Source organism: Vineibacter terrae (assembly GCF_008039615.1).
In the GTDB taxonomy this organism is placed as follows: Bacteria; Pseudomonadota; Alphaproteobacteria; order Reyranellales; family Reyranellaceae; genus Vineibacter; species Vineibacter terrae.
Genome location: NZ_VDUZ01000013.1, coordinates 141,863 through 168,350 on the forward strand (window position 1 = coordinate 141,863; position 26,488 = coordinate 168,350).

The window sequence follows — 26,488 nt, forward strand, 5'->3', positions numbered from 1 at the left end:
ATTGTGGAATCGACGGATGCCAAGGCGGCGACATCTACAGGATCAAGGCGCGAGCGCGCGCCGAAGCGAGGCGGTTGCATGATGACCCGTGGTTCGTCGACGACAGCATCCGTTGCCATCGCGGACGCAACCGAGACATCCGAGATGCCGGGTTCGTCCGGGCCGCTGCGCGAGCGCGTACGCAAGACCGTGTCCGCCGCCATTGTCACGCGCCTGCTGATGGCGATCGACGGCGCTGCGGTGCTGGCTGCCGGCGTAGCGGCGCTTCACTGGGAAGCGACACGCACCGAGATCGACTGGGGCGCGGCCGGCATGGTGATCGCGCTCGGCACCGTGCTGGCGATCAACGCCTTCCATCTGCTGGGTGGCTATCGCTTCGCACGGCTGGGGCGTCTGATCGAGGCGGTGGCTTCGGTCGCGCTCGGCTGGCTGCTGAGCCTGGGCGTGCTGGTGGCCGTCGCATCGCTGGCCACCGTGTCGATCGCGACGCTGCAGCCCTGGCTGGCCGTGTGGTTCGCCGGTGGTCTTGGCTTGCTGGCAAGCAGCAGGCTCGTGCTGAGCCTGCTGCTGGTCCGGTGGAAGCGCGAAGGCCGGCTGGGCGAGCGCGTCGCCGTCGTCGGAACGGGCCCGATCGCCCGCCGGCTGCTGATCCATCTCAACGGCCGAAGCGGCACCGCAATGCGTGTTGCCGGCATCTACGACGACCAGCACGACGGCCATTCCATGGGCGTGCGCTGCCTGGGCCATCGCATCGCCGGTGACGTCGATGATCTCGTGGCCGATATCCGGCGGCTGGGCATCACGACGGTCGTCGTGGCCTTGCCGCTGTCGGCCGATCTTCGTCTCGCGGCAGTGCTGAACAAGCTGAGCATGGTTCCCGTGGACGTCAGGCTGTGCCCTGACGGGTTCGGCCTGCAGCTCGGGCGTGTCGGTGTCAGCCATGTCGGCGACATGACGCTGCTCAACGTCATGGACCGGCCGCTGCGCGACTGGCGGCGGGTGGCCAAGGAGATCGAGGACCGCCTGCTGGCGGCCCTCATCCTGACGCTGATCGCGCCGCTCATGCTGTTCATCGCGACGCTGATCAAGCTCGACAGCCCGGGGCCGGTGTTCTTCCGGCAGAAACGATACGGCTTCAACAACGAGCTCATCGAGGTCCTGAAGTTCCGCACTATGCACCATGCGGCACAGGATCCCAACGCCGAGCAGCTGACGCGCCGGAACGATCCGCGCATCACGCGCATCGGCGCCTTCCTGCGGCGCACCAGCATCGACGAGCTGCCGCAGTTCCTCAACGTCCTGCGCGGCGAGATGTCGATCGTCGGTCCGCGGCCGCATGCCCTGGCCGCGAAGGCCGGCCGGCTCCTCTACCAGGATGCCGTCAGATACTACGACTCGCGCCACCGGATGAAGCCCGGCATCACCGGCTGGGCGCAGATCAACGGCTGGCGCGGTGAGACGGACACTGTCGAGCAGATCCGCAAGCGGGTCGAGCATGACCTCTACTACATCGAGAACTGGTCGATTGCCCTTGACCTCAAGATCATCATACGCACCGTCTTTGGCGGGTTCACTGGCCGATATGCATATTGATGCCGGTAGGCCAGCCAACGGCTGTCGGGCGCCGCGCTGCCTCTGGCTGACGCTCGCCGACCCCGAGCCGCGCCACAACGGCCAGTTCATCTATTCAGGTGGACTGATCGACGCCGTCGCCGAGACTGGCGCCGAGGTCGAGGTGCTGGGGCTCAGCCGCCCCGACTCGCCCAAGCGCAACGGCGACGGCGTCGCGCATGTCGTGTGGCGTCTGGTGGAGCAGACGCCGCTGTCGCATTGGGGCAGCCTGACATCGCCGTTGCCGCACCTCGCCTATCGCTGCCGCACCAGCCAGATGCGGCGGATCCTGGATGAGCTGCTGACCCAGAACGACTGGGACGGCATCGTCTTCGACGGCCTGTCGGTCGGCTGGGCGTTGCCGCACGTGCTGGCGCATTATCGGCGGCACCAGAGCAGGCCCAAGCTGATCTATGTCTCGCACAACCATGAGGAAAGCCTGCGGGCGCAGATCGCCGAGCGGCAGGGCCGCTTCTTGCGCCGGCAGGCCGTGCGGCTGGACGCTCTGAAGGTGTCCCGGCTGGAGCGGGACCTGGTGGCGGCCGTGGATCTGGTGACGGCCATCACGCCCGAGGACCGCAGCCTGTACCGCGAACGCCAGCCGGCCAAGCCGATCGAGGTCCTGACCCCCGGCTACGAGGGCCGCTGCGTGGCACGCCGTCAGATCACCGCCGATCTGCCGCGCCGCGCCATCATCGTCGGCAGCTTCGACTGGATCGCCAAGCGCATGAACCTCGAGGACTTCGTCAGCGTGGCCGACCCGCTGTTCGCCGCCCATGGCGCCGAGCTGCAGGTGATCGGCAGCGCCGAGGAGTCGTTCCTGAACGGCCTGCGCAAGCGGGCGGTGGCGACCTCGTTCACGGGAACCGTGGCCGACGTCACGGGATACATGGACAACGCCCGTATCGCCATCGTGCCCGAGCTCAACGGCGGCGGTTTCAAGCTCAAGGTGCTGGAGTACGTGTTCAACCGCCTGCCGATCTTCGGCCTGGAAGGGTCGGTTGCGGGCGTGCCGCTGCGGCCTGATGACGGCATCATGCTGTTTCCCGACCATGCCACGCTGGCGCAGGCCGTGATCGATGCCATGGACAATCTCGACCTGCTGAACGGGATGCAGCAGCGCGCCTTCGTGGCCTGCCGCGACAAGTTCGACTGGGCCAGCCGCGGCCAGCAGCTGCTGTCCGCCCTGGCGGGATCGTGATCGGGAAGGGCCGATGAACGGGTACCGCACGCAGCAGCTCGGCTGGTTCGACACGATTCTGGTCGTGATCTTTCTGCTGGGCCTGTACCTGAACGTCTCGCTGCAGATCACGCCCAAGATCCCGCTGACATGCGCGCCCTCGGGCTTCGCCGGGCTGCTGCTGCTGTGGCGCCGCCGCGACCGGATCGATCCGCGGCATTTGGGCGGCCTTCTGGCCGTGATCGCGCTTTATCTCGGCGCGACCCTGTCGGCAACCAACTACGACTATCTCGGCAAGCGCTTCACGGGCCTGCTGCAGCTCACCTATTCGCTGGTGATCTGCTACGCCTTCTTCGTCACGATGGTCCAGACCGAGCGCGGGCAGATCGCCAGGATCCTGCTGATCTTCTGCCTGTCGATCGCCGTGGGGTGCTTCCTGGAGCAGTACGCCGGCCTGCGCGCCATCAGCGATGCGGTGCGCGAGCGCATGTACGACAGCGGCATCGTCTATGACGCCGACCTGCGCGACCAGCTGCTGTATGGCCGCGTCCGGCCGAAGCTGTTCACGTCGGAACCCGCCTCTGTCACATTCACGTACACGCACTACACCTTCACCTGGCTGGTGGTGAGCCAGTGGCGATGGAAGCTCCTCCTCTATATCGGCCTGATGGGGGTGGGGCTCTTGCTGATGCCGGGGCCGACCTTGCTGCTGATGCTGATGCTGGCCGTGCCGTACCTCATCTTCCTGCATGGCCAGGACGGACGTGGCGGGGGTGTGTCCATCACCCGCATGGTTGCGGGAATGGCGGTCTCGGCCGTCCTCATCGCCATCGCGCTGGTTGTCGGCAGCTCGTTCTTCGCCGAGCGAATCGCGGAATTTTCCAGCGGCAAGGATGCCAGCTTCTTCTACCGCGTCATCGGGCCGATGCTGGTGGCCTTCGATGTCTTCAAGCGCTATCCCTGGGCCGGCGCCGGCCTGACCGGCGAGCCGTTCATCGCCGACCAGGTGCTGACTGTCTTCATGAATTCCAGCGGCTTCCAGGCAGCGTGGCGCATCGACAAGGTCAGCGAGGTGCTGACCAACTACTTCTGGCTGCACTGGATCTATCTCGGGCTGGTCTGGGGCACGGTGACCCTGATCGGGCTCGGCATCTGGCTGAGGATGATCGGCGCGCCCAGCCTGCTGTACTGCTTCGGCGTCTGGCTGATCCTGGGCCAGGCGGGCGGCGCCTATGTCGGCCCCAAGACCTGGTCCGTGATCCTGATCGCCGCGGCCAGCGCCGCCCTGACTCGCCAGGTCGTTGCGGGCAGTGCCGGCACGCCGGCGCATGACATGCGCGATCGCCCGACGATGGTGCGCGGCACTGGCGTGCTGCGGCCGAAATCGGTGCAGCCATGAACGCCCTTGATGCCGGTCGACGCCGCCTGCTCGGCATCGGAGCGGGCATGGCCCTGGCGGCCGCGCCGCTGGCGGCGACGGCCCAGCCCGCGCCCCGGCCGGAGCCTGCGGCACGGCGCACGATGCTGTCGGCGGCGGCGTTCGGCGCCGTCGGTGACGGCAAGGCCGACGACACCCGCGCCCTGCAGGCGGCATTGGATGCGACCTTCGCGCCCGGCGGACCGGGCTTCCTCGTGATCCCACCGGGCGAGTACAAGGTCAGCCGCACGCTGCGCATTGCGACCAGCGGCGGCCCGCCGGGCGATATCGGGCGCCACAGCGGCATCACGGCGCACGGTGCCCATATCGTGTCGGCGATCACCAACGGCGCCAACGTGTTCGAGCTCGTCAGCGGCACCACGGTGCGGTTCATCCTGATCGAGGGGCTGGACGTGCTGGGCAGCGGCAGCGACGGCCACGGCATCTACCTCGAGTGCGAGCACAAGGAGCACTACCTCTACAACATCTGCCTGCGCGACGTGGCGGTGCAGGACTGCGGCGGCGACGGTTGCCGCATGGTCGGCAACGTGTTCGAGGGGCAGGTCATCAACAGCTACTTCCGCAAGAACAACGGCAATGGCATCACCTTCGGACATGGCTTCCGGGCCGGCATCCTGTCGGCCATCCATGTCTTCGGCTGCGTGTTCGGCGACAACGGCCGCCACGGTGCGGCGCTCGTCAACCGCTGCTACGACGTCGGCTTCCACGGCTGCTACTTCCTGCTCAACGGCAAGTTCGGCCTGGTCGCGGAGAACGGCTGCACGATCCTCTCGAACTGCGGCTTCGAGAACAACCATCAGGCGGCCAGCGGCTTCGAGACCGGCGACGCGGGCATCGCCTTGCAGGGGTTCGCGACGCTGATCGGCTGCGGCGCCTATTCCATCTACAATCAGACGCACCTGATCCGCGCCTATGTCGTGGGACAGCTCGTGATGATCGGCTGCGGCGGCTTCGGCGACGAGCGGGCCAAGGGCGCCGGCTTTGCCAGGATCGGCGGCCGCAGCAAGGTCGGGGCGACTATCATCGGCTGCAGCGGGACGATCGAGTATGTCGACGGTTTCGACGGCGTGGAGATGGGAGGCGCCGTCGGCGGCCTGCGCCTGGCGTCGGACTGGCGCAGCCCCAATCTCGCCCGCCTGGGGGATTATCGGCTGTGGGTCGACAAGCGCGGCAACCTGCGCCTGAAGAAAGGGGCGCCGTCCTCCGACGAGGACGGCACGGCCGTGGGGCGGGGGGCTGGATAGCGAAGGTTCTGCCGTTCCAGGGTACAGGCATCATCCCGAACGCAGTGAGGGATCTCCCGCGAATGGCGCACTGTGCGTCTTTCGCAGGAGATCCCTCGCTGCGCTCGGGATGACAGTCCTGATTGGCTACGCGACCGCGGCCTGCTGCTGCTCGGCTCGGGTGGAGAGGTACCATTGCCAGGTCTGCGCCAGGCCCTGCTCGAGCGACGTCGCCGCCCGCCAGCCGAGCGCCGACAGGCGGGAGACGTCCATCACCTTGCGCGGCGTACCGTCGGGGCGGCTGTGATCGAACCGGATACGGCCCTGGAAGCCGACGGTGCGGCACACCAGTCCGGCAAGGTCGGCGATCGAGATCTCCTCGCCCGTGCCGAGGTTGACGAAGTCCTCGCCGGTGTAGTGCTGCATCAGGAACACCAACCCGTCGGCGGCATCGTCGACGTAGAGGAACTCGCGCAACGCCCGGCCGGAGCCCCACACCTCCATCGCCTCGGCGTGCTGCAGCTTCGCAGCGTAGGCCTTGGCGAGCAGGGCGGGCAGCACGTGGCTCTGCAGGAGGTCGAAATTGTCGCCCGGCCCGTAGAGGTTGGTCGGCATCGCCGAGATGAAATCGCAGCCGTGCTGCCGCCGATAGGCCTGGCACATCTTGATGCCGGCGATCTTGGCGATCGCATACCACTCGTTGGTGGGTTCCAACGGTCCCGTCAGCAGCGACTGCTCCTGGATCGGCTGCGGCGCCAGCCGCGGATAGATGCAGGATGAGCCCAGGAACATCAGCTTCTCGACCCGGTGCTTGTGCGCGGCGTCGATCACGTTGGTCTGGATCATCAGGTTGTCGCCGATGAACTCGGCCGGACGTGTGTCGTTGGCATGGATGCCACCGACCCTGGCTGCCGCCAGGAAGATCGCGTGCGGCCTGGCCTCCTGCATGAAGCGGTCGACCTGGGCGCGGTCGCGCAGGTCGACGCGGTCACGGGGCGCCGTCAGGATCTCGCAGGCCTCCCGCTGCAGCCGTCGGACGATCGCGCTGCCGACGAGGCCGCCATGGCCCGCGACCCAGACGCGCTTACTGCGCAGCGCGTAGCAGGGGTTCGTGGGCATGATTGTCTCCCATCCGCAGGGTTGTCCGATCGGCTTCGACCATCTCCGCCACGAGCTGCTGGAAGCTGGTGCGATGCTGCCAGCCGAGCTTCTCGCGGGCCTTGGCCGGGTCGCCCAGCAGCAGGTCCACCTCCGTCGGCCGGCGGTAGGCGGCGTCGATCGCGACCAGGACCTCGCCGCTGCTGCGGCAGCAGCCGGTCTCGTCGGCACCGCTGCCGCGCCACACGACGGGCCGGCCGATATGATTGAACGCCAGCTCCACGAACTCGCGCACGGTGTGCGTCTGGCCGGTCGCCAGCACATAGTCGTCCGGCTTGTCCTGCTGCAGGATCAACCACATGCCCTCAACATAGTCGCGGGCATGGCCCCAGTCACGCTTGGCGTCGAGGTTGCCGAGGTAGAGGCGCCGCTGCTTGCCGGCCTCGATCGCAGCCACGGCGCGCGTGATCTTGCGGGTCACGAAGGTTTCGCCGCGGATCGGCGATTCATGATTGAACAGGATGCCGTTGGAGGCATGCATGCCATAGGCTTCGCGGTAGTTCACCGTGATCCAGTAGGCGTAGAGCTTGGCCACGGCATAGGGGCTTCGCGGATAGAACGGCGTGATCTCGCGCTGCGGCGTCTCGTGCACCTTGCCGAACAGCTCCGACGTCGATGCCTGGTAGAAGCGCACATCGTCCGTCATCTTCAGGACGCGGATCGCCTCCAGCAGGCGCAGCGTGCCCAGCGCGTCGGTGTTGGCGGTGTATTCCGGTGTCTCGAAGCTGACCTGGACGTGGCTCTGGGCCGCGAGATTGTAGATCTCGGTCGGCTTGACGTCGTTGAGCAGCCGGATCAGCGCCGCGCCGTCGGTCATGTCACCGTAGTGCAGGAACAGGCGCACGCCCATCTCGTGACGGTCGCGATAGAGGTAGTCGATACGATCGGTATTGATGGAGGACGAGCGGCGCTTGATGCCGTGGACAACATAACCGCGCGCCAGCAGGAGGTCGGCGAGGTAGGCGCCGTCCTGGCCTGTGATGCCGGTAATCAATGCAACCTTGTCGGACATATCTTTACCCTTCGACTGTAAGGATCTCCGGATCGTCCCCTCTGGTGTTTCCTTCCTGCCTCTTCTTGCGGCGGCGTTCGCCGGCGCGGCAGGCCTGTCGCGCTCTACGGGAATGCGATCCTTTCGGCGACCGCATCCCACGAGTACGAGGCCAGCGCGTGCTGCTGGCCCTCGGTGGCCATCCGCGCCAGACGGGCCGGATCGGCCAGCGCATCGAGGATGGCGTCTGCCAGCAGCCCCGGGTCGGCATCGTCGACCAGGAAGCCGTAGCGTCCGCCGCCGACGATCTCGGGCAGGCCGTGCCGGCGCAGGCCCAGCACCGGCGTGCGCGAGACCTGGGCCTCGAGATAGACCTGCCCCCAGGGGTCGTTGAGCATGGGCTGCACGAGCAGCGTGGCCTCATGATAGAGGCGCTGCAGTGTCTCCCAGGGCAGCTGGGTGTGGAACGTGACGGCGGGATTCTGCGGCACCGACGCACGGCTGTGAGGGTCGCCGACGATGGTCAGCCTGAGGTCAGGCCGCATGGCCTGGGCCCGCTGGAACGCATCGAGCAGCAGCACGCCGCCCTTGGCGCGGAAGTAGTGCTTGGCCACGAACAGAAGCGATGGTCTGGCGTAGTCCTTGTCGCCGAAGAAGGGCGCGATGCGGCCCATGCCCGAGCCAACCGCCGTGACCCGATCCGGCCGGACGCCATAGTGCTCGATCAGGTTGTCGCGGACATAGGCGCCGAAGGTGAAGATGTGCTCGAGGCCGGACAGGGCCTGGCGCTCCAGCCGCTCATAGGCGTCCAGCGCCTTGCGCGGGTAGCGCGCCGCCTCGATATGGTGCGGCTGCGCCAGCGCCCAGCTGTGGTCGCAATAAAGGTAGTGCTTGACGCCTTGCCGCAGATCCACGGCCGGCAGATCCAAGGTCCCGGTGTGCAGCACATGGCCGACTCCAAGGCGGGAAGCCGCCTGTGCGATCTGGGTCGCAAGCCGCCGCCGCGACAGCTCGCTGCGCAGCAGCTGCTCGCCGCTGATCGGCCGCCCGCGCCCGGTCACCAGGTTGCCGGCTGCAACCTGCAACTTGCCGGCCGTCCCCAGCTGCGGGTGGATGCCATGCACGGTGATGCCAAGCCGCCGCAGTCCGTCGGCCACATTCTTCGGCGCGCCTGACCATGTGCGCGCGTTCAGCGGGTCGCCGAACACGGAAGTCAGCGCAACATGCTCGAAGCGGGGCGCGCGCGATGGGCGCGGCGGCGAAGCATCTGCCGAACTGACCTGAATTGCCGTCACACCGTCGTCCCTTGCTGCGGCACGCGGGTGCCCGTGAGCCGCCATGGAACCATCGTGCGCGGTGGTGCGGCTAGTGATCATGGTGTGGCGGCGCCGCCGCTGCGGCGCAGCGCGGGGATTGCGAAGCACAGATTGATCACATGGAGGGGGCGTGCCCTGGGCGGATAATGACCGCCAGGAGGACGGATATGGAGCAGACTGCGCGCGAGGCGTTGCTGGAGCGACTGGGCAAGCAGGCCGCCCTCTATGGCGCGCCACTCGATGTGCGATTGCGGCGCCTGCCGTTCCGGATCTTCTGGCCGCGGGCGCTCAATGTCGCAGGGATGACATGGCGGGTGACCGCACGGACCTTCTTCGGCCGCGATATGCGGGTGCATCTGCCGGACCTCGTCGGGAAGGAGATCTATCAGTACGGCTTCTTCGAGGAAGGCTTGACGAGAGCCATCATCGACAAGCTGCCCGCCGGTGGTACCTTCATCGATATCGGCGCCTATGTCGGGTACTACTCGCTGCTGGCGTCGCTTCTGGTGGGCGCCGAAGGGCGAGTGGTCGCTTTCGAGCCGACACCGCGCACGCGCGCCGAGCTGTCGTTGAACACATCAGGTTTCGGCAACGTGCAGGTCGTGCCGCTGGCCGCCTGGGATCAGCCGGCGCGACTGACGCTGCGGGACTTCGGCTGGCGTCAATCCAGCTTCAACAGCGTGCTGGCGCCGCGTGTCGACGGCAATCCGCGTTGCGAGAGCATCGAGGTCGAGGCGGTCGCGGTCGATGATTGGCTGCTTGCGCACAACATCGTGCCCAGCTTCATCAAGATCGATGCCGAGTCGGCGGAGCATCGTGTCCTGCAGGGGTTGCGGCGCACGATCGAGAAGCATCATCCGATCCTGTCGCTGGAGATCGGTGACTACAACCTTCCGGGCGTGCCGCGCTCGGCAGACCTCATCCGATCGCTGATCGCGATGGGTTATGATGCCTGGCAGTATCGCGGTGACACGTTCGTCGAGCATCACGTCGTCGATCACTATGGTTTCGACAACCTGATCTTCACGCCACGCCGGCAATCCGTGCAGACCGCGGCGGCATGATCGCCGATGCGCAAGCTGCAAGGGTTTTATGAATCACAGATTGGTCACACTGTGGCCCTATCGGCGCGGTCGATAATCACGTCCTGAAAATCGGGGCGCCTGCGGTGGCTCCCTTCCTTGGATCGGCTTCGGCCGGCTTGACGACTTAGCGGAGCGGTGCGTGGAAGACAGTGCACGAGATGATCGCGAGCTGATCTTCTTCTGTCCGGATGTCACGGATGCCACGACGCTCAAGCGCGTGCGGCAGTTCCAGGATCATGGCTATCCGGTCACGGTCTTCGGCTTCCGGCGCGAGCGCTACAACCGTGACTACGCGCCGTCGTGGCCCTACGTGCCGCTGGGCGGCACGACCGACGGGCGCTACGGGCAGCGCTTGCGGGCGCTGCTGCGGGCATTGCCGGCGATCCTCGCCAACCGTCGGCGCATGCGGCACACCGCGATCTTCTACGCACGCAATATCGATCAGCTGATCCTGGCCTTGATCGCTCGCCCGCTGGCGCGGTCACGCGCGCCGATCGCCTATGAGGTGCTGGATATCCCGCCGATCCTGACCGGACGCGGCGCGCAGTCCAGGATGCTGCGGGCCATCGAGCGCTACTGCCTCAAGAAGGTTCACGTGCTGGTCGTGTCCTCGCCCGGCTTCCATCGCAACTACTACGAAGCCATCCAGAACTACGGCGGCGACTGGTTCCTGCTCGAGAACAAGCTGCACCCGTCCATCCGGCAGGCGCCGACGGCAACGCCGGAAGTGCGTGTGGTAGCGCGGGCGCGTCGTGCGGAGCGCCGCTGGGTGGTGGGCTATTTCGGCCTGATCCGCGGCGACGACACCTTCGACCTGATGACACGCCTGGCCGAGCGCCTGCGCGATCGCGTCGTCTTCAAGTTCCGGGGTGTGCTGACCACGGTCGACGAACGCAAGTTCAAGGTGGCATTGGACCGCCATGAGAACATGGTCTACGAGGGCCCTTACGTGCCGCACCAGGATCTCGGCCGTCTCTACGGTGACGTCGATTTCGCCTGGGCGCTCGACCTCGAGCATATCGATCACAACTCGCGCTGGCTGCTGCCGTGCCGCTTCTACGAAGCCGGTTTCTTCGGGGTGCCGTGCCTGGCGGTGCGCGGCTTCGAGGTCGGCGAGCGCGTCGAGCGCCTGGGGATAGGCTGGACGTTCCGCGAGCCTCTGGAAGAAGCCCTGGTGCGCTTCTTCGAGACGCTTGATCCGGCCGAGTACGAGGCGCGCCGCAGCCGCGTGGCGGCGATGCCGGAAAGCGAGTTCGTCGCCGGTGACGATATCGCCGGCCTGTGCGCCTGGTTCGGCGATCACAGGAAGGCCGAAGACGGCACCGTGGATGCGGTCAGCGAGTCATGCGTCGCCAGCAACGATCTCGCGGGCCATGTCCCTACGGTTTCCTCGCGTACGGTAAGCGGCTGACGGCGATCCTGCTTCGCGCGCTTTTCGATTGGGCCCCGGCCCGGGGTTGGGCATCATCTGTCCGTTCCAGCACGAGGGAAGGACGATGCTGCATGTTCCGGCCGAGCGACTGCGCCAGCAATGCCAGGAGATTTTGCACGCCTGGGGGATGAGCGCCGAGCATGCGGCGATCACGGCCGACATCCTGACCGAAACGGACCTGCGGGGCGTGGAGTCGCACGGCATCTCGATGCTGCCTGTCTATGACGGCATGCGGGCCACAAAGCTCAACATGCAGCCCGACATCCGGGTCGTGCGTGACACGCCCGTCGCGGCCCTGATCGACGCCGACAATGCGCTGGGCCACGTGCCCTCGAAGCTGGCGGTGGATCTCGCCATCGCCAAGGCAACCCAGATGGGGGTCGCCGTGGTGACGGTGCGGCGCTCGGCGCATTTCGGGGCCGCCGGCTGCTACACCGACATGATCGCGCGCGCCGGGCTGATCGGCATCGCCACCACCTCGGCACGCGGCATCGCCATGGTGCCGACCTTCGGGACCGAGCCGGTGTTCGGCACCAATCCGATCTCGGTGGCCGCGCCGGCCGGCCGGCATCCGCCGTTCAACCTCGACATGGCGACGACGCCGGTGGCCGTGAACAAGCTCAAGGTCTATTGGCTGAAGGGCAAGGAACTGCCCGAAGGCTGGGCCTATGACGCGCAGGGCAAGCCCGAGCGCAACGCCGAACGCGCCTTCAAGACCCGCCGCATGGCGCCGCTGGGCGGCACGCGCGAGGCCGGCGGCCACAAGGGCTACGGCCTGGCGATGGTGGTCAACATTCTGTCGGCGACCTTGTCGGGCACGACGTTCCAGCCGCTGCGCATCCGGCGCGAGGGCGCCGACACGCCCGACAATATCGGCCACTTCTTCCTGGCGATCGACCCGAAGCTGTTTCGTGAGGAGGGCGCGTTCGAGCGCGACCTCGACGAGATGATCGACTTCCTGCACGGCCAGACACCTGCCGATCCGGCGCAGCCGGTGCTGGTGCCGGGCGATCCCGAATATGCCGAGCGCGAGGCGCGGCTGGAGACGGGCATCCCGCTGCCCGACGCCCTGGTGGCGCAGATCAAGGATGTCTGCCGCCAGTCCAACGCGGCCTATGTGCTGGAGGGTTAGAACAGCTACGGCACCATGCCCTCGGGCAAGGCGAGGCAATGCACGGCGATGGCGCCGGGCGTCGTCGGCCACAGCGACTGGCGATGCCGCGCGATATGCGCCAGGGCGCGGCGCAGATGCTTCAGGCGGTGCGGCTGGCCGACGATGTAGGCGTGCAGCGCGATGCCCATCACCAGCGGCCCATCCGTCGACTGCGACAGCATCTCGTCGAAGTGATCGACGATCATGTCGGCGAAGGCGTCGCCGCCCAGGTTGCGCCGCACGATCATCGGGATGTCGTTGAGCTCCTGCGGATAGGGGACGGCGAGGATCGAGCCGCCGCCCCGGGTGCGGAACCGGATCGGCTGATCGTCCATGCACCAGTCCAGCAGGTATGTGTATCCCGCCTCGGCCAGCAGGTCGGGCGTGACGCGGCTCTGGGATATCCAGGGGCCGAGCCAGCCGGCCGGCGGCCTGCCTTCGGCACTGGTGATGCGGGCGGTGGCCTCGGCGATCAGCTTGCGCTCCTCGGCCTCCTCGAGCACGCCCTGGCGTTCGCTGTTGGTGCGGCCATGGCCGACGATCTCGTCGCCGCGGGCGCGGTGCGCAGCGGCAAGCTGCGGGCAATGGTCGTAGATCGCGCTGTTGAGCAGCGCCGCGGCGGGCAGGTCGAGCGCATCGAGCAGGTCGAGCATCCGCCAGGCGCCGACCCGGTTGCCGTAGTCGCGCCAGGCGAAGTTCAGCACGTCGGGATGCGGCCCGCCGGGCGCAAGCTCGGCGCCCAGCCCCTCGCCGAAAGCGAAATGCTCGAGGTTGAGCGCGAGATAGACGGCCAGGCGCCTTCCATTGGGCCAGTCGTAGACCGGACGTCCGCGGATCGGCACATAGTCATAGCGGCCATGGGTTGGCAGGGACATGGATCGGGGCGCGCAACGAAGAACAGGGCGATGCGCCGGGGAGGTTTGCAAATATCAGGCCGCCAGCCAGCCGCCGTCCACCGGCAGCTCGACGCCGGTCACGAAGGATGCATCGCTGCCGGCCAGGTACAGGATGGCCGCCGCGACTTCCTCGGGCTTGCCGAAGCGCCCCATGGCATGGCGGGTCCGGGATCGCTCGCGCGCCGCGTCGGGGTCGGCAGCCCGGTTGAAGGAACGGTTGAGCATCGGCGTCTCGGTGGCGCCGGGCAGCACCGCATTGCAGCGGATGCCGCGGTCGACGTAGTCGAGCGCCACGGCCCTGGTCAGCGCCAGGACGGCGCCCTTGGATGCGACATAGGCGGCGTTGTTGCGGCCGCCTGCCCGTGCGAGCTGCGAGGCGAGGGTGACGATCGCGCCGCTGCCCTGCCGCGTCATCTGGCGCAGGCATTCGCGGATCCACAGGAACGTGCCGGTGACGTTGACCGCCATCACGTCGTTCCAGTCCGTCAGCGATGTCTCCAGCGCCGGCTTGCCCAGCGAGATGCCGGCGGCGGTGACGAGGATATCGACGCGGCCCCAGGCGGCGACGGTGTCATCGACGGCCGTGCGCGCCAGGGCCTCGTCCAGGACATCGCCGGCGATGCAACGGCAGGCCATCTCGCCCCGCGTGCCTGCCAGCGTGGCGAGCGCCGCGGCATCGCGGTCGACGGCCACGACCCGCGCGCCCTCGCGCAGGGCGAGCTCGACCGTGGCACGGCCGATGCCGGATGCCGCGCCGGTGATGATGGCGACTTGACCGGACAGTTTCATGCCGACCTCCCCACGAGCCAGCAGTCTAGGCGAGGGGCAGGGGATGGGCTATCACAGCGTCATGAACGTCTCGCCGATCGCCAACCCGCTGCTCGCCGCCGTTGCGCCATCGCCCATCGCCGAAACCAAGGGCTGGGTGCTGGGCCGCCAATTCCCTGCCGACAAGCCCCTGATCGATCTGGCGCAGGCCGTGCCGGGCCATCCCCCGCCGGCCGAGCTGCGCGAGCATCTCGCCGGCGTGCTGCGCGACCCGACGAAGCACGGCTATACGCCGATCATGGGCATCGCCGAATTGCGCGACACCTATGCGGCGCACCAGTCGGCCTTCTATGGCGCGACGATCGCGGCGCACGAGGTCGGCATCACCGCCGGCTGCAACCAGGCCTTCTGCCTGGCCATGATGGCCCTGGCCAAGCCGGGCGATCAGGTGATCCTGCCGCGGCCGCATTATTTCAACCACGACATGTGGCTGCGCATGCTGGGCATCGAGCCCGTGTCGCTCGACTTCCGGCCGGGCTCCGGCGCCGTGCCGGATGCCGAGGATGCCGCGGCGCTGATCACCGAGCGCACCCGCGCCATCGTGCTGGTGACGCCCAACAACCCCACCGGCGCCGTCTACCCGCCCGACACCATCGCGGCCTTCTACCGGCTGGCGCAACGGCGCGGCATCGCGCTGGTGCTCGACGAGACCTACAAGGATTTCCTTCCCTCGGGCATCCGGCCGCATACGCTCTTCGACGATCCCGACTGGAAGCGCACGGTGGTGCATCTCTACAGCTTCTCCAAGGTGTTCGCGTTGACCGGCTATCGCGGCGGCGCCGTCACCTGCGCGGCGCCGCTGATGGCCGAGATCGAGAAGGCGATGGATTGCGTGTCGATCTGCCCGCCGCGGCTGGCGCAGGAGGCGGCGCTCTACGGCCTGCGCCACCTGCAGGGATGGGCGCGCGGCAACACCGAGGCGCTGGCCCGCCGTGCCGGCCTGTTCCGCGACGGGCTGGCGCGGTCCAACCGCTGGCGCCTGGTCAGCCTCGGCGCCTATTTCGCCTATGTCGAGCATCCCTACGATGGCAGGCCCTCGGCCGAGGTGTCCAAGTGGCTGGCCGACGTGCACAACCTGCTCACCATACCCGGCTCGATGTTCGGCGCCGGCCAGGACCGTTTCATCCGCTTTGCCTTTGCCAATGTCGGCGACGCCATGGTGCCGCCGATCTTCGATCGCCTGGAGCAGGCCGTCGCGTGACGGCCGGGGAGGGAGAGGATGCCCCATATCACCTGTGATGACGGCGTTCGGCTCTACTACGAAGAGGCCGGTGAGGGCACGCCGATCGTGTTCGTGCACGAGTATGCCGGCGACTGGCGCGCCTGGGAGCCGCAGATGCGCTTCTTCGCGCGCCGGCACCGCTGCATCACGTATTCCTTTCGTGGCTACGCCCCGTCCGACATCCCCGACGATCCGGCGAAGTATGGCCAGGACCGTGTCGTGGACGACATCCGCGACGTGCTCGATGGCCTGAAGATCGACAAGGCGCATATCGTCGGCCTCTCGATGGGCGGCTTCGCGGCGGCACATTTCGCGCGCCGCTATCCGGCGCGCACGCTGTCGGCCTGCATCTGCGGCTGCGGCTTCGGTGCCGAGAAGCAGTTCTTCCAGCAGTTCCAGGCCGAAGCGAAAGCCAATGCCGAGCGCATTCGCGCCGATGGGCAGTCGGCCTTCGCCGACAGCTATGCCCAGGGCGCCAGCCGCCAGCGCCATCGCCAGAAGGATCCGCGCGGCTTCGCCGAGTTCGTGGCCCAGCTGCGGCAGCACGATACCGTGGGCGCGGCGCACACCATGCAGGAATATCAGGGCAAGCGGCCGTCGCTCTACGACTTCGAGGCCGAGTGGGCGGCCTGCGCCGTGCCGTCGTTGATCATCGCCGGCGACGAGGACGACAACGTACTGCAGCCCAGCCTGTGGTTGAAGCGCTGCATGGGCAATGCCGGCCTGCTGGTGGTGCCCAAGACGGGCCATACGGTGAACCTCGAGGAGCCCGAGGCCTTCAACCGCGCCCTGTGGGATTTCATCGTGCAGGTCGAGGCCGGCAAATGGACGCCGCGGCACACCATGCCGGCCGGCGCCAGCATGTTCCGATAGGCACGAAGGACAGGGCTACGCGACGCCGACGGTCTGCGGCACCGGCGCCGGCTGCATCAGCGGCGTGATGCGCCAGCCGCTGCCGCCGTCGCGCTCGAAGGCAAGCGGCAGCGCGTTGGCCGTCAGCTCGACCGGCAGCTCGACATCCAGCGCCCCGCACAGCACGCGCAGCACGCCGCCATGGCTGATCAGCAGCGGCATCGGGCCGGGGACCAGCAGCTCGGCGACGCCGCTCAGCGTGCGTTCGATGAAGCCGGCCATCGTCTCGCCGTTGGGCGGGTCGATGCGCCAATCCAGCCCTTCGCTGCTGGTGCCGATCAGGTCGCCGAAATAGCGCTCGCGCAGGGCGCGCCGAACGGCCACCGGCTTGCCGGTGACAGCCGCGACGCGGCCGGCCGTCAGCCAGGCGCGGGCCATGTCGCTGGCATAGATGTGATCGAACGCGATCTCCCGCAACGCCTGCGCGGCATCGTCGGCATCGCAGAAGCCCTCGTCGCACAGCGGAATATCGGGATGCTGGTAGATGCGGCCCATGTTCCCGGCCGTGCGGCCGTGCCGCAGGAACAGGAAGCGGTCGCGGCCGGCGATCAGGCCGGCCACGCGGGCGGCGGCGCGCAGCGCTACCTGGCCGGCATTGTTCTCAAGCGAGGCGGTCGTGCTCATGCGGACCCTTCTAGCCGGAAACCGTGGCCGTGGCATTACCCTTGCCAAGGCTGGCCTTGCCAGACCTACCCTTGCAAACGCTTGGCCACTTCCTCGAGCATCACCTCGGTGGCGCCACCGCCGATCGCCTGCACCCGCGCGTCGCGGGCCATGCGCTCGATGGCGGTCTCGCGGACATAGCTCATGCCGCCATGGAACTGCTGGCAGGCGTACATCACCTCGTTGACCAGCTCGCCGCACAGCGCCTTGACCATCGACACCTCGCGCACGCACTCGCGGCCCTGGGCATCGAGCCAGCCGGTGTGGTGCACGAGCTGCTTGGCGGCCGCCACGCGCGCGGCCAGCATCGATAGCCGCTGGCGGATCACCTGCTTGTCCCATAGCGGCGCGCCGAACGCCTGGCGGTCCATCACGTAGCGCAGCGTCAGGGCGAGCGCCGTCTCGGCTTCGGCCGTCGCCTGGGCACCCAGTACCAGCCGCTCGTTCTGGAAGTTCTTCATCACGGCGTAGAAGCCGCGATGCTCCTCGCCCAGCAGGTTCCAGGCCGGCACGCGCACATCCTGGAACACCAGTTCGGCCGTGTCCGAGGACAGCCAGCCAGTCTTCTTGAGCGCCCGGCCGACGGTGAAGCCGGGCGTGCCCTTCTCGACGATGAACATGGAGATGCCGGCCGAGCCGCGGGCCGTCGAGTCGGTCTTGGCGGCCACGAAATAGAGATCGGCAAGCACGCCGTTGGTGATGAACATCTTGCTGCCGTTGAGCACGTAGTCGCCGCCGTCGCGGCGCGCCGTCGTGCGGATGCCCTTGACGTCCGAGCCGGCGCCCGGCTCGGTGACGGCCACGGCGCAGATCTTCCGGCCAGCGACGATGTCAGGCATGTAGCGCGCGATCTGCTCGGGCTTGCCGGCATTCATCAGATGTGGCGAGGCCATGTCGGTATGGACCAGCACAGTGATGCCGAAGCCGCCGAAAGAGGAGCGGCCCATCTCCTCGGCCAGCACCACGCTGCCCAGCGAATCCATGGCGCTGCCGCCGTGCTGCTCCGGATAGCGGATGCCGAGGAAGCCCAGCTCGCCCATGCGGCGCAGCACCTCGCGTGGCACGCTGCCGGCATCCTCCCACGCTTCGGCATGCGGCTTCACCTCCTCGTCGACGAAGCGGCGCAGCTGGTCGCGCAGCATCTCGTGCTCTTCGCGGAAATACGGGGAGGGCAGGGAATTGGCGAGCATTGGACCCGTTCTCTTGGCTACATGTCGTGGGCGTATCTTGACGGCACGCACCCGATGTCGCCAGCCTCGTATGGCATGCCGTGACCTACCCTGCGGAAGAGGCGAGCTACGCCGGCACCGTGCCAGTCCGATCGATCGCCTCGGGCGGCATGGCCTTATCACGATGCTCGGGCTCAGCCGAAAGTTCCACTGGCAATCGCGCGCCGGTTCGGTTACTTTAGTGAGTGATAACTCGTTTTTTGAGGCGACGCCTATGGGTATGCCGGCAGCACGCGTCACGGACATGCATGTCTGTCCAATGGTGACAGGGATCGTCCCGCATGTCGGCGGCCCGGTCCTGCCGCCGTGCTCGATCAATACGCTGACAGGCTCGCTGCCTCAGGCGCGCGTGACCGACATGCTCACCTGCGTTGGCCCGCCCGATGTCTTCGTCATCGGCTCGCCGACGGTGCTGGTGAACAATCTGATGGCGATCCGGATCCTCGTCGATACGACGGCGCACGGTGGCAGGGTCGTTGTCGGGTGCTTCACCGTGTTTATCGGCCCTTGAGCCGGGTGGCACCGCGTCACGCGCGGTGCTTGACCAGGTTCCAGGCCATGTCCGCCATGCCGCGGGCGCGGTTGCCGTATTTCGTGGCCGTGGTTGACGAGGCGTTGCCGTCCAGGCCGCGCTTGTAGACACCCTGAACGATACCCGCCAGGCGGAACAGCGAGAACGCCATGTAGAAATCCCAGTGCGGGATGTCCTTGCGGCCGGTGCGCCGGGCATAGGCCGCCAGGTAGTCCTGCTCGCTGGGCACGCCCAGCGCCTTGAGATCCTTGCCGGCGTACCCGCCGGTGGCGCCGTAGCCCGGGCCGAAATGGTAGGTCATGCAGTTGTAGGCGAGGTCGGCCAGCGGATGGCCCAGCGTGCTCAGCTCCCAGTCGAGCACCGCGATGACCCGCGGCTCGGTCGGGTGCACGATGGTGTTGCCTAGCCTATAGTCACCGTGGCTGATGCGGGTCTCGTCGCCCGGCGGGATGTTGGCCGGCAGCCACTTCTTGAGCTGCTCCATCGATTCGATGTCTTCGGTACGGGCAAGGTCGTACTGGCTGGTCCAGCGCGCGATCTGCCGCGCGATGTACTGGCCCTCGCGCCCGAAATCGCCCAGCCCGATCGCCTTGTGGTCGACATTGTGCAGGCGCGCCAGCACGTCGTTGAGCGAGTCGAGGATCTTGCCGCGGTCCGCCGGCGAGACGTCGGGCATCAGCGGGTCGGCCAGGATGCGGCCGGGCAGGAACTCCATGATGTAGAAGTCGACGCCGATGACGCCCGGATCCTGGCACAGCGCATACGCCTTCGGCACCGGCACGTCGGTGTGATCGCCCAGTGCCTTGATCACCTTGTACTCGCGGTCGACCTGGTGCGCCGACGGCAGCAGCTTGCCTGGCGGCTTCTTGCGCAGGACATAGCGCCGTCCGCCGCCGTCGCTGAGCAGGAAGGTCGGATTCGACTGGCCGCCCTCGAATTGCAGCACCGCCAGCGGGCCTTTGTAGCCCTCGACGTGATCCTTCATGAAAGCCGCGAGCTTGGCTTCGTCGAAGACATGTGCCGGCCGCACCGGCGTGAGGTTGTCGGGCAGATCGGTCATGGCCGGTTCCAACTCGTTCAAACGCGTGATGAACGCCTGTTTACCGTCCGACGGCCGCGGCGTCGATGGCCTTTACGTTCCGACTTGCGGCACGCCGCCGGTCTGCGGCAGCGCCTTGATCGGCGCCGGGTCCGGCGCCACCATGGGCAGCGCCCACAAGGGAGGATCCCATGACCAAGCCGAACGGCGTCCACCATCTGGCCATCACCACGGCCGACATCAAGACTCAGATCGCCTTCTTCAGCGACGTGCTGGGCACCGAGCTGGTCGCGCTCTACTGGATGCACGGCGTGAAGGGAGCCTGGCATGGCTTTGTGAAGCTCAATGACCACTGCTCGATCGCCTTCGTGCAGACGCCTGATATCCCCAAGATCGAACGGCAGATCGGCATATCGCATTCCGGGAATCCGGGGGCGCCCTGTGCCGGCGGCGCCATGCAGCACCTGGCGCTGAACTGCGCCGACGACGCCGAGCTGATGGCGTTGCGCGACCGCATCCGCTCGCGCGGCGTCAACGTGTTCGGGCCGATCGACCATGGCTTCTGCAAGTCGATCTATTTCGCCGGGCCGGAGAACCTTAGCCTGGAAATTTCGACGTCGCGCGCCGCCATCGACGCCCGGGCCTGGATCGATCCCGAGGTGGTGAAGCTCGCCGGCATCTCCGAGCTGGAGCTGGCACGCTATAAATCGCCGGCACGCTACGACGGCGACGGTGGACGCGTGCCGCAGCCGCCCATGGATGCGTCCAAGCCGCATATGGTCTATCCCGAGAAGCGCTACCAGGACATGCTGGCGACGCCCGACGAGGAGTACACGCGCCAGCGCAGCGAGACCACGCCGCCGGTCAAGGTGGCGTAGCCCTTGCCGTGAGCGCGCCATCGGCGTGGCGCGCTCACGGCAATCATGCCGCGGAACACCCCACCAGCCGCAACGCCAGCGCAGCGTAGCGGTCAGCTATGGTTTGGGGGTTGTGCCGTCCGTCCAATCGGTACCAGCCCGCGACCGAAGTGCACATCGTGACCACGGCCATCGTGGCCTCGGCGGGATGCGGGCAATCGAACACACCGCGCTGCCGGCCATCGGCGACGGCGTCCTTGAAGATCGTTGAGACACGATCGCGCAGCCCGATCACGGTGGCGTGGTCGGCCGCCGAAAGGCTGCGCAGCTCGCTGTTGCCGACGAACGATTCCATCTGCCGCTCAGTGTGCAGGCGCACATGCGCGCGCACGATGGCGGCGAGCCGGGCGGTCGGGTCATCGCCGGCCGCATCGCGGGCCGCCTCCAGGTCCGCGATCAGGTCCTCCGTCACGGACACCATGATGTGGCGCAACAGGTCGGCTTTTGACGGGAAGTAGTAGTAGGTCGCCGAGATGCTCATGCCGGCGCGGGTCGCGATGTCCCGCATCGAGGTGCCGTGGAAGCCTTGCGTCGCGAAGGCGTTGAGCGCCGCCGACAGAAGGATGTCCCGGCCGCCAGCGGCCTCGCGGTCGGGCTGGCGGTCGTCGCTTGCCAGCGCAGCTGTCTTGCCCTGCACCATGGCGGTCTATGCAGCGCGCGGCATCGGCGTGCGGCGACCCACGCCATGGCGCAGCAGCTGGCCGGAGCAGGTGCCGGTCTGCTGGTCGTCGCGGATGGTGACCTCGCCGTTCACCAGCACGTAGCGATAGCCCCGTGCCCGCTGCACGCGCCGCCACTCGCCGCCGGGCAGGTCATGCACGATCTCATCCGGCAGCACGGCGAGCTGGTCGAAATCGTAGACCACGATGTCGGCCGGCGCGCCCTTGCGCAGCACCCCGCGGCCCTCGAACCCGGCGACCTGGGCCGGCAGCGCCGACAGCCGCCAATGCGCCTCCTCGAGCGAGATCATGCCGTGCTCGCGCACGACCTTGCACAAGGTCTCGGTCGGGTAGCGGCCGGCAGTGAGGAACTTGGTATGCGCGCCGCCATCCGAGACGCCGAACAGCACATAAGGGTCGTCGACGAGCTCCTTCAGGTGCTCGATCTTGCCATTGGGCGGAGCGGCGAAGAACTCGGTCTTCAGATCCTCCTCCACGGCCATGTCGAGCATCACGTCGACGGGATGCTTGCCCATCTTCTCGCCGGCCAGCGCCAGCGTGTGGTCGAGCCACTTCTTGTTGCCCTCGGTCTGCGGGCCGACGATCACGATCTGGGGCAGGGGGCCGGTGGCCGTCTTGGGCATGTTCTCCCGCAGCGCCTGCCGGCGGGCCGGGTCGGCCAGCTTCTGCTTGCGCTCCGCCAGCGTGCCGGTGGTGGCGTCACACCACGCCTGGATATCGTCGAACAGGTTCCAGTTCTCGAACGTGAAGGTGAAGCCGGCATCCGTGGTGAGGCCCTGGCCGACCACGCGGATGCCGCGCTCGCGGCAGCTGCGCAGCCACGCCAGCACGCGGCGGTGGATCTCGGGCCGATGATCGAATGCCTGCACCACGTTCATGATCATCGGGCGGCCGCTGATCTCGGCCATCTCCTCGTAGAAGCGCTGGTCCTGAGCGTTGTCGCCCGACACCAGCAGCATCTGCATGAAACCTTCGTTGCGCTCGCGCAGCACGCCGGCCAGGGCACGGCAGGTGTCGTCGTGCATCACGTCGGTCGGCATCGGGCTGCCGTCGAAATCGCGCTGCACACAGGCCGGGCCCGACGGCAGCATGCGCTGGGCCGACCAGCCGCAGCCGCCGGCGTCCATCGCCTCGTGCAGCAGCCGGGACAACTCGGCGTGCTGCGCATCCGTCGGTCGCGCGCCCGCCTTGGCGGCATCGAAGCCCATCACCCAGATCAGCAGCGGCGCGATCGGCACGTAAGGCAGGATGTTCATCGCCTTGGGGGTTCGCTCAACGCTGTCGAGGAACTCGGGAAACGTCACCCAGTCCCATGGCATGCCTTGCTGCATCGAGGCCATGGGAATGGCCTCGACCCGGGTCATTGTCATCATCGCGCGCTCGCGCAGCTCGGGCCGCACCGGCGCGAAACCGAAGCCGCAATTGCCGATCGCCACCGAGGTGATCCCGTGCCAGCCCGAGAGGGTGCAGTAGGGGTCCCAGAACACCTGGGCGTCGTAGTGCGTGTGCAGGTCGACGAAGCCCGGCGCCACGATCAGCCCATCGGCGTCGATCACTTCCCGGGCATCGGCAGGATCGATGCGGCCGATCTCGGCGATGATCCCGTCACGGATGGCGATATCGCCGCGAAAACGCGGCAGGCGCGCACCATCGATGATGGTGCCGCCGCGAATGACCCGGTCGTAGCGTGCCATGGCGCTTCCTCCTGATTTGAACGAACGTTCGATAAAATCAGACACTCTGTCAAGTCCTCCAATCGGATGATGCCCGCCGGCCCAGGCATCGGCACGATGGCCAGGCCTGCGGCACCCGCTCGTCGGCGAAAGCAGGGAACGGGCGGCCGGCGCCGGCAGGTTGCAAAGTGTTGGGATAGGCCAATGGATTTCACGGTCTGCGATCTTCGGCAGCAGCCGCAATTCCTCGATACCGTTGCCGAGCGCATCTGGCGGGCATGGTGGGAGCCGGAAGGCCATCGTCTGGACCATCTGACGGACCGGCTTCGCGACTGCCTCGACGACGACCCGCTTCCCTTCGCCGTGGTCGCCCACGCCGCGGGCCGCTACATCGGTTCGGCGGTGTGCATCGCGTCCGATCTGGCTGAGCGCCCGGAATATTCGCCGTGGATCGCTGCCGTCTGGGTCGATCCGCAGCATCGCCTCCGGCATGTCGGCCGAACCCTGGTCGGTCACGCGATGCGGGCCTGCTTCGGCCTCGGCTTCGAGCGGATCTATCTTTGCTCGGTGCCGGAGCGGCGCAGCTTCTACACGCACCAGGGCTGGGTGCCGATCGAGGAGAATGTCGGCCCCCATGCGCAGACCGTGTATGTCTGCGAGGCCGGCGCGTTCGGCGGCGGCGCCTGATCGGGCAGGACGGGTCGAAAGCCGGCTCAGCCGATCGAGCGCAAGACCTCGGCGAGCGGCAATTCCGCCAGGCTCGTCAGGCGCAGATCAGCCGCGCTGAGGTCGAGCGGTTCGGTAAGCGGGTTGGGGACGGCGATGCAGAACAATCCCGCTGCCTTGGCAGCGGCAATTCCGTTGGGAGAGTCCTCGATGGCGATCGCTTGGTCAGGGCCCTTCTGCCGGCGTTGCAGCGCGAGCTGGTATAAGGTCGGGCGCCGGCTTAACGCGGTCGACCTCATCTCCGCAGGCTGTATGGCTGAAGGAGGTGCGCAGGGCGAGGCGATCCAGATGGTCGTGTACCCAGTCGCGAGAAGAGGTCGATGCGACGCCCAGCGACAGGCCCGCGGCGCGGGCTGCGGTGATCCACTGCAAGACGCCGGGCCGTGGCTGCTGGCACTCGATCAACGCCAGATGCCTTGGTCGGCGGCCGGCGCGGATGGCCTCCCGGTCGACCGTTCGGCCGATGGATCGCTCGAGGTGGGCGTAGGGATCGAAGGCCAGACCTGCGGTGCCGATGCAGCCGCTACACCAGTCGAGCGAGAGCGTCGCGCCGTGAGCAGTGAACACCTCGCTCCATGACTCGAATTCTGGTGTCTCGATATCGAGGATCGTGCCGTCGAAATCGAAGATCAGGGCGCTGATGGTCATTGCGTCAGTTCACCTGCCGCTCCTTGCCTTCCCAGTACGGCTTGCGCAGCTCGCGCTTGAGGATCTTGCCGGTGGGGTTGCGCGGCAGCGCGTCGACGAAATCGACGGACTTGGGCAGCTTGTAGCCGGCAATGCGCTCGCGCGCCCAGCCGATCAACTCGCCGGGATTGATCTCGGCACCCGGTTTTTTCACCACCACCGCCTTGACGGCCTCGCCCCAGCGCTCGTCGGGCACGCCGATCACGGCCACGTCGGCCACCGCCGGATGGCCGAACAGGGCGCTCTCGACCTCGGCGGGATAGATGTTCTCGCCGCCGCTCACGATCATGTCCTTCACGCGGTCGTAGATGTAGAGATAGCCCTTCTCGTCGAGATAGCCGGCGTCGCCGGTGAACAGCCAGCCCTCGCGCATGGCGCGCTTGCTGGCGTCGGGCAGCTTCCAGTAGCCCTTCATCACCTGCGGCGAGCGGATCGCGATCTCGCCCACCTGGTTGGGCCCGCAGTCGGTGCCGTCGTCGCCCACGATGCGCAGCTCGACGCCCTTGTGGGCGTAGCCGCATGACAGCAGCTTCTTGGGATCGTCGGGGTCGTGGTCCTCGGGTGGGAGCAGGGTGACGGCGCCGGTGCTCTCGGTCAGGCCGTAGACCTGCTGGAAGCCGCACGGGAAGATCTTGAGCGCCTGGCGCAGCAGGTCGGCCGGTATCGGCGCGGCGCCGTAGACGATCAGCTTGAGGCTGGAAAGGTCGGTCTCGCGGATTTGCGGCGTCTGCACCAGGAACAGGATGATCGCCGGCACGAACAGCGCCACCGCGATGCGCTGCTCCTGGATCAGGTTGAGGATCTCCAGCGGCACCACGTCACGCATCACGTAGTTGGTGCAGCCGGCATAGAGGCCGGCCAGCGCCCAGCCGGCGCCGCCGATATGGAACATCGGCAGCACCACGATGTTGCGCACGGCGGGAGCCATGTGCCAGGTCGGGGTCCAGGTCGGCAGCAGATGCAGCAGGTTGTAGTTGGTGAGCTGCGCGCCCTTGGGCAGGCCGGTGGTGCCCGACGTGTAGAACTGCACAGCCACGTCGTCAGGGGCGATCGGCAGCATCGGATCATCGGCTGGCTGCCGATCGCGCCAGCGCGCGAAAGCCTCGAAATCGGGATGAATGCCGTTCAGCGCCACGATGGTGCGCACTGTCGTGAGCTGGCTGCGGATCCGCTCGACGACCGGGAAATACTCCTCGCCCACGAACAGGATCTCGGCTTCGGCGTCGTTGACGATGTGCAGGATCTCCGGTGGCGCCAGCCGCCAGTTGACCGAGACCATGACGCAATTGGCCTTGGCGCAGCCGAAGAACAGCTCGAAGAAGGCATCGTCGCTCTTGTCGAGATGCGCCACCCGGGCCTGGGGCTTCAGCCCGGCCGCGCGCAGGCCGTTGGCGACATGGCTCGCGCGGCGATCCAGTGTGGCATAGTCCGTCGTCCGGCCCTGGAACACCAGGGCAGGGGTGGCGCCTTGCTGCCGGGCATGGTTGCGGACGATGTCGGCAATGGACGTCGGGACCGTCGTCAACGTTTCCTCCAGGTTCTCTCGCCCGGCATGCCGGGCATCGTTGGGTTGCGCGGCATCCTAGCAGCCTGTCGGACTGAGGTTATTGGGTAGTTGATTGAGTGATTTTGAAAGCGCCGAGGTCATGGGGTCGCGATTTTTGGTGGTACTTTGCCTGTCAGGCGTGTGCGAGGGTGAACATCCGCTTGATGTTCCAGGCCATGGTGACGAGGCGCCACTCGGCTTTGACCTTTTCGAGGCCCCGCAATGAGAATTGGCGGAATCCCATGACCGATTTGATGATGCCGAACACCGGCTCAGGGGTCTGCTTGCGCAGGGCATAGAGCCGCTTGCCGTCGGGCGTGGCCAGCCGGTGGCGCATCGCGGCGAGCGGCG

General features: G+C 67.3%; 25 protein-coding genes. 12 read left to right on the top strand and 13 right to left on the bottom strand.

Annotated elements, in window-relative coordinates:
* The first annotated feature begins 144 nt into the window (after positions 1-144).
* The 4 genes from FHP25_RS13860 to FHP25_RS13875 are packed head-to-tail and all read left to right on the top strand — an operon-like array spanning position 145 to position 5,473.
* On the top strand, positions 145-1,593 hold the full coding sequence (locus FHP25_RS13860) for an undecaprenyl-phosphate glucose phosphotransferase (protein WP_178133521.1): 1,449 nt from the start codon (positions 145-147) through the stop codon (positions 1,591-1,593).
* Positions 1,583-2,812 carry a glycosyltransferase gene (locus FHP25_RS13865; RefSeq protein ID WP_178133522.1) on the top strand — a complete coding sequence of 410 codons (1,230 nt, stop codon included), beginning with the start codon at positions 1,583-1,585 and terminating at the stop codon, positions 2,810-2,812. Before FHP25_RS13860 ends, FHP25_RS13865 begins: the two co-directional genes overlap by 11 nt.
* A 13-nt stretch (positions 2,813-2,825) precedes the next feature.
* Positions 2,826-4,190: a hypothetical protein gene (locus tag FHP25_RS13870; protein WP_147847527.1), complete on the top strand. Its 1,365-nt coding sequence runs from the start codon at positions 2,826-2,828 to the stop codon at positions 4,188-4,190.
* Positions 4,187-5,473, top strand: a complete 1,287-nt coding sequence (locus FHP25_RS13875) for a right-handed parallel beta-helix repeat-containing protein (RefSeq protein WP_147847528.1) — start codon at positions 4,187-4,189, stop codon at positions 5,471-5,473. The genes FHP25_RS13870 and FHP25_RS13875 overlap by 4 nt, the downstream gene beginning before the upstream one ends.
* A gap of 126 nt (positions 5,474-5,599) precedes the next feature.
* Here FHP25_RS13875 and fcl read toward each other — a convergent pair whose 3' ends face one another.
* The 3 genes from fcl to FHP25_RS13890 form a co-directional block, all read right to left on the bottom strand.
* Positions 5,600-6,571, bottom strand: a complete 972-nt coding sequence (fcl, locus tag FHP25_RS13880; protein ID WP_269434394.1) for a GDP-L-fucose synthase — start codon at positions 6,569-6,571, stop codon at positions 5,600-5,602.
* Positions 6,537-7,622, bottom strand: coding sequence for a GDP-mannose 4,6-dehydratase (gmd, locus tag FHP25_RS13885; RefSeq protein WP_147847529.1), 1,086 nt, complete (start codon positions 7,620-7,622; stop codon positions 6,537-6,539). The genes fcl and gmd overlap by 35 nt, the downstream gene beginning before the upstream one ends.
* Positions 7,623-7,726: 104 nt before the next feature.
* On the bottom strand, positions 7,727-8,758 hold the full coding sequence (locus FHP25_RS13890) for a glycosyltransferase family 4 protein (protein WP_178133523.1): 1,032 nt from the start codon (positions 8,756-8,758) through the stop codon (positions 7,727-7,729).
* 326 nt (positions 8,759-9,084) lie between these two features.
* Between FHP25_RS13890 and FHP25_RS13895 the strand changes: the two genes are divergently transcribed.
* The 3 genes from FHP25_RS13895 to FHP25_RS13905 all read left to right on the top strand — a co-directional run bounded on the left by FHP25_RS13895 (position 9,085) and on the right by FHP25_RS13905 (position 12,566).
* A complete protein-coding gene (locus FHP25_RS13895) occupies positions 9,085-9,981 on the top strand; it encodes an FkbM family methyltransferase (RefSeq protein ID WP_178133524.1) in 897 nt (298 codons plus the stop codon).
* Positions 9,982-10,141: 160 nt separating this feature from the next.
* A complete protein-coding gene (locus tag FHP25_RS13900) occupies positions 10,142-11,413 on the top strand; it encodes a glycosyltransferase family protein (RefSeq protein WP_147847532.1) in 1,272 nt (423 codons plus the stop codon).
* An 85-nt stretch (positions 11,414-11,498) separates the two neighbouring features.
* Entirely contained in the window at positions 11,499-12,566 is a 1,068-nt protein-coding gene (locus FHP25_RS13905; protein ID WP_147847533.1) for an Ldh family oxidoreductase, read from the top strand.
* 5 nt (positions 12,567-12,571) lie between these two features.
* On the opposite strand, the gene FHP25_RS13910 is transcribed toward FHP25_RS13905, so the two are convergent.
* Both FHP25_RS13910 and FHP25_RS13915 read right to left on the bottom strand, forming a co-directional pair.
* On the bottom strand, positions 12,572-13,462 hold the full coding sequence (locus tag FHP25_RS13910; RefSeq protein ID WP_147847534.1) for a polysaccharide deacetylase family protein: 891 nt from the start codon (positions 13,460-13,462) through the stop codon (positions 12,572-12,574).
* Between the two features lie 54 nt (positions 13,463-13,516).
* On the bottom strand, positions 13,517-14,272 hold the full coding sequence (locus FHP25_RS13915) for an SDR family oxidoreductase (protein ID WP_147847535.1): 756 nt from the start codon (positions 14,270-14,272) through the stop codon (positions 13,517-13,519).
* A gap of 43 nt (positions 14,273-14,315) precedes the next feature.
* Between FHP25_RS13915 and FHP25_RS13920 the strand changes: the two genes are divergently transcribed.
* Together FHP25_RS13920 and FHP25_RS13925 are read left to right on the top strand one after the other, a co-directional pair.
* Complete coding sequence (locus tag FHP25_RS13920) at positions 14,316-15,512, top strand: aminotransferase (RefSeq protein WP_231712318.1); 1,197 nt, start codon at positions 14,316-14,318, stop codon at positions 15,510-15,512.
* An 18-nt stretch (positions 15,513-15,530) separates the two neighbouring features.
* Complete coding sequence (locus FHP25_RS13925; protein ID WP_147847537.1) at positions 15,531-16,406, top strand: alpha/beta fold hydrolase; 876 nt, start codon at positions 15,531-15,533, stop codon at positions 16,404-16,406.
* A 15-nt stretch (positions 16,407-16,421) separates the two neighbouring features.
* Here the strand turns inward: FHP25_RS13925 and FHP25_RS13930 are convergent, their stop codons facing one another.
* Together FHP25_RS13930 and FHP25_RS13935 are read right to left on the bottom strand one after the other, a co-directional pair.
* Positions 16,422-17,069 carry a histidine phosphatase family protein gene (locus FHP25_RS13930; protein ID WP_178133525.1) on the bottom strand — a complete coding sequence of 216 codons (648 nt, stop codon included), beginning with the start codon at positions 17,067-17,069 and terminating at the stop codon, positions 16,422-16,424.
* A 65-nt stretch (positions 17,070-17,134) separates the two neighbouring features.
* Complete coding sequence (locus tag FHP25_RS13935; protein WP_147847539.1) at positions 17,135-18,298, bottom strand: acyl-CoA dehydrogenase family protein; 1,164 nt, start codon at positions 18,296-18,298, stop codon at positions 17,135-17,137.
* Between the two features lie 163 nt (positions 18,299-18,461).
* Between FHP25_RS13935 and FHP25_RS13940 the strand changes: the two genes are divergently transcribed.
* Positions 18,462-18,848, top strand: a complete 387-nt coding sequence (locus tag FHP25_RS13940) for a PAAR domain-containing protein (RefSeq protein WP_231712319.1) — start codon at positions 18,462-18,464, stop codon at positions 18,846-18,848.
* Positions 18,849-18,864: 16 nt separating this feature from the next.
* On the opposite strand, the gene FHP25_RS13945 is transcribed toward FHP25_RS13940, so the two are convergent.
* Positions 18,865-19,929 (bottom strand): phosphotransferase, encoded by a 1,065-nt coding sequence (locus FHP25_RS13945; protein WP_147847540.1) that lies wholly within the window; start codon positions 19,927-19,929, stop codon positions 18,865-18,867.
* Positions 19,930-20,099: 170 nt separating this feature from the next.
* On the opposite strand from FHP25_RS13945, the gene FHP25_RS13950 reads away from it, so the two are divergent.
* Complete coding sequence (locus FHP25_RS13950; RefSeq protein ID WP_147847541.1) at positions 20,100-20,786, top strand: VOC family protein; 687 nt, start codon at positions 20,100-20,102, stop codon at positions 20,784-20,786.
* Positions 20,787-20,829: 43 nt separating this feature from the next.
* Here FHP25_RS13950 and FHP25_RS13955 read toward each other — a convergent pair whose 3' ends face one another.
* The gene (locus FHP25_RS13955) at positions 20,830-21,465 is read right to left on the bottom strand and encodes a TetR family transcriptional regulator (RefSeq protein ID WP_147847542.1); all 636 of its coding nucleotides are present in this window, start codon (positions 21,463-21,465) and stop codon (positions 20,830-20,832) included.
* Positions 21,466-21,471: 6 nt separating this feature from the next.
* The gene (locus tag FHP25_RS13960; protein WP_147847543.1) at positions 21,472-23,199 is read right to left on the bottom strand and encodes an N-acyl-D-amino-acid deacylase family protein; all 1,728 of its coding nucleotides are present in this window, start codon (positions 23,197-23,199) and stop codon (positions 21,472-21,474) included.
* A gap of 183 nt (positions 23,200-23,382) precedes the next feature.
* Between FHP25_RS13960 and FHP25_RS13965 the strand changes: the two genes are divergently transcribed.
* Positions 23,383-23,865: a GNAT family N-acetyltransferase gene (locus FHP25_RS13965; RefSeq protein WP_147847544.1), complete on the top strand. Its 483-nt coding sequence runs from the start codon at positions 23,383-23,385 to the stop codon at positions 23,863-23,865.
* Positions 23,866-24,069: 204 nt separating this feature from the next.
* On the opposite strand, the gene FHP25_RS13970 is transcribed toward FHP25_RS13965, so the two are convergent.
* The 3 genes from FHP25_RS13970 to FHP25_RS13980 all read right to left on the bottom strand — a co-directional run.
* Entirely contained in the window at positions 24,070-24,552 is a 483-nt protein-coding gene (locus tag FHP25_RS13970) for an HAD family hydrolase (protein ID WP_218578371.1), read from the bottom strand.
* 4 nt (positions 24,553-24,556) lie between these two features.
* Positions 24,557-26,116 (bottom strand): fatty acid--CoA ligase, encoded by a 1,560-nt coding sequence (locus FHP25_RS13975; protein ID WP_147847545.1) that lies wholly within the window; start codon positions 26,114-26,116, stop codon positions 24,557-24,559.
* Positions 26,117-26,270: 154 nt separating this feature from the next.
* A partial coding sequence (locus FHP25_RS13980; protein WP_147847546.1) for a transposase occupies positions 26,271-26,488 on the bottom strand: 218 nt, incomplete at its 5' end.

What these genes read in the sequence shown, in the direction of transcription:
- FHP25_RS13860 (WP_178133521.1), top strand. Translation starts at nt 145, where the DNA reads ATGCCGGGTTCGTCCGGGCCGCTGCGCGAGCGCGTACGCAAGACCGTG.
- FHP25_RS13940 (WP_231712319.1), top strand. Translation starts at nt 18,462, where the DNA reads ATGCTCGGGCTCAGCCGAAAGTTCCACTGGCAATCGCGCGCCGGTTCG.
- FHP25_RS13960 (WP_147847543.1), bottom strand. Translation starts at nt 23,199, where the DNA reads ATGGCACGCTACGACCGGGTCATTCGCGGCGGCACCATCATCGATGGT.
- FHP25_RS13935 (WP_147847539.1), bottom strand. Translation starts at nt 18,298, where the DNA reads ATGCTCGCCAATTCCCTGCCCTCCCCGTATTTCCGCGAAGAGCACGAG.
- FHP25_RS13915 (WP_147847535.1), bottom strand. Translation starts at nt 14,272, where the DNA reads ATGAAACTGTCCGGTCAAGTCGCCATCATCACCGGCGCGGCATCCGGC.
- FHP25_RS13870 (WP_147847527.1), top strand. Translation starts at nt 2,826, where the DNA reads ATGAACGGGTACCGCACGCAGCAGCTCGGCTGGTTCGACACGATTCTG.
- FHP25_RS13875 (WP_147847528.1), top strand. Translation starts at nt 4,187, where the DNA reads ATGAACGCCCTTGATGCCGGTCGACGCCGCCTGCTCGGCATCGGAGCG.
- gmd (WP_147847529.1), bottom strand. Translation starts at nt 7,622, where the DNA reads ATGTCCGACAAGGTTGCATTGATTACCGGCATCACAGGCCAGGACGGC.
- fcl (WP_269434394.1), bottom strand. Translation starts at nt 6,571, where the DNA reads ATGCCCACGAACCCCTGCTACGCGCTGCGCAGTAAGCGCGTCTGGGTC.
- FHP25_RS13905 (WP_147847533.1), top strand. Translation starts at nt 11,499, where the DNA reads ATGCTGCATGTTCCGGCCGAGCGACTGCGCCAGCAATGCCAGGAGATT.
- FHP25_RS13955 (WP_147847542.1), bottom strand. Translation starts at nt 21,465, where the DNA reads ATGGTGCAGGGCAAGACAGCTGCGCTGGCAAGCGACGACCGCCAGCCC.
- FHP25_RS13910 (WP_147847534.1), bottom strand. Translation starts at nt 13,462, where the DNA reads ATGTCCCTGCCAACCCATGGCCGCTATGACTATGTGCCGATCCGCGGA.
- FHP25_RS13925 (WP_147847537.1), top strand. Translation starts at nt 15,531, where the DNA reads ATGCCCCATATCACCTGTGATGACGGCGTTCGGCTCTACTACGAAGAG.
- FHP25_RS13970 (WP_218578371.1), bottom strand. Translation starts at nt 24,552, where the DNA reads ATGACCATCAGCGCCCTGATCTTCGATTTCGACGGCACGATCCTCGAT.
- FHP25_RS13930 (WP_178133525.1), bottom strand. Translation starts at nt 17,069, where the DNA reads ATGAGCACGACCGCCTCGCTTGAGAACAATGCCGGCCAGGTAGCGCTG.
- FHP25_RS13865 (WP_178133522.1), top strand. Translation starts at nt 1,583, where the DNA reads ATGCATATTGATGCCGGTAGGCCAGCCAACGGCTGTCGGGCGCCGCGC.
- FHP25_RS13920 (WP_231712318.1), top strand. Translation starts at nt 14,316, where the DNA reads ATGGGCTATCACAGCGTCATGAACGTCTCGCCGATCGCCAACCCGCTG.
- FHP25_RS13945 (WP_147847540.1), bottom strand. Translation starts at nt 19,929, where the DNA reads ATGACCGATCTGCCCGACAACCTCACGCCGGTGCGGCCGGCACATGTC.
- FHP25_RS13965 (WP_147847544.1), top strand. Translation starts at nt 23,383, where the DNA reads ATGGATTTCACGGTCTGCGATCTTCGGCAGCAGCCGCAATTCCTCGAT.
- FHP25_RS13895 (WP_178133524.1), top strand. Translation starts at nt 9,085, where the DNA reads ATGGAGCAGACTGCGCGCGAGGCGTTGCTGGAGCGACTGGGCAAGCAG.
- FHP25_RS13950 (WP_147847541.1), top strand. Translation starts at nt 20,100, where the DNA reads ATGACCAAGCCGAACGGCGTCCACCATCTGGCCATCACCACGGCCGAC.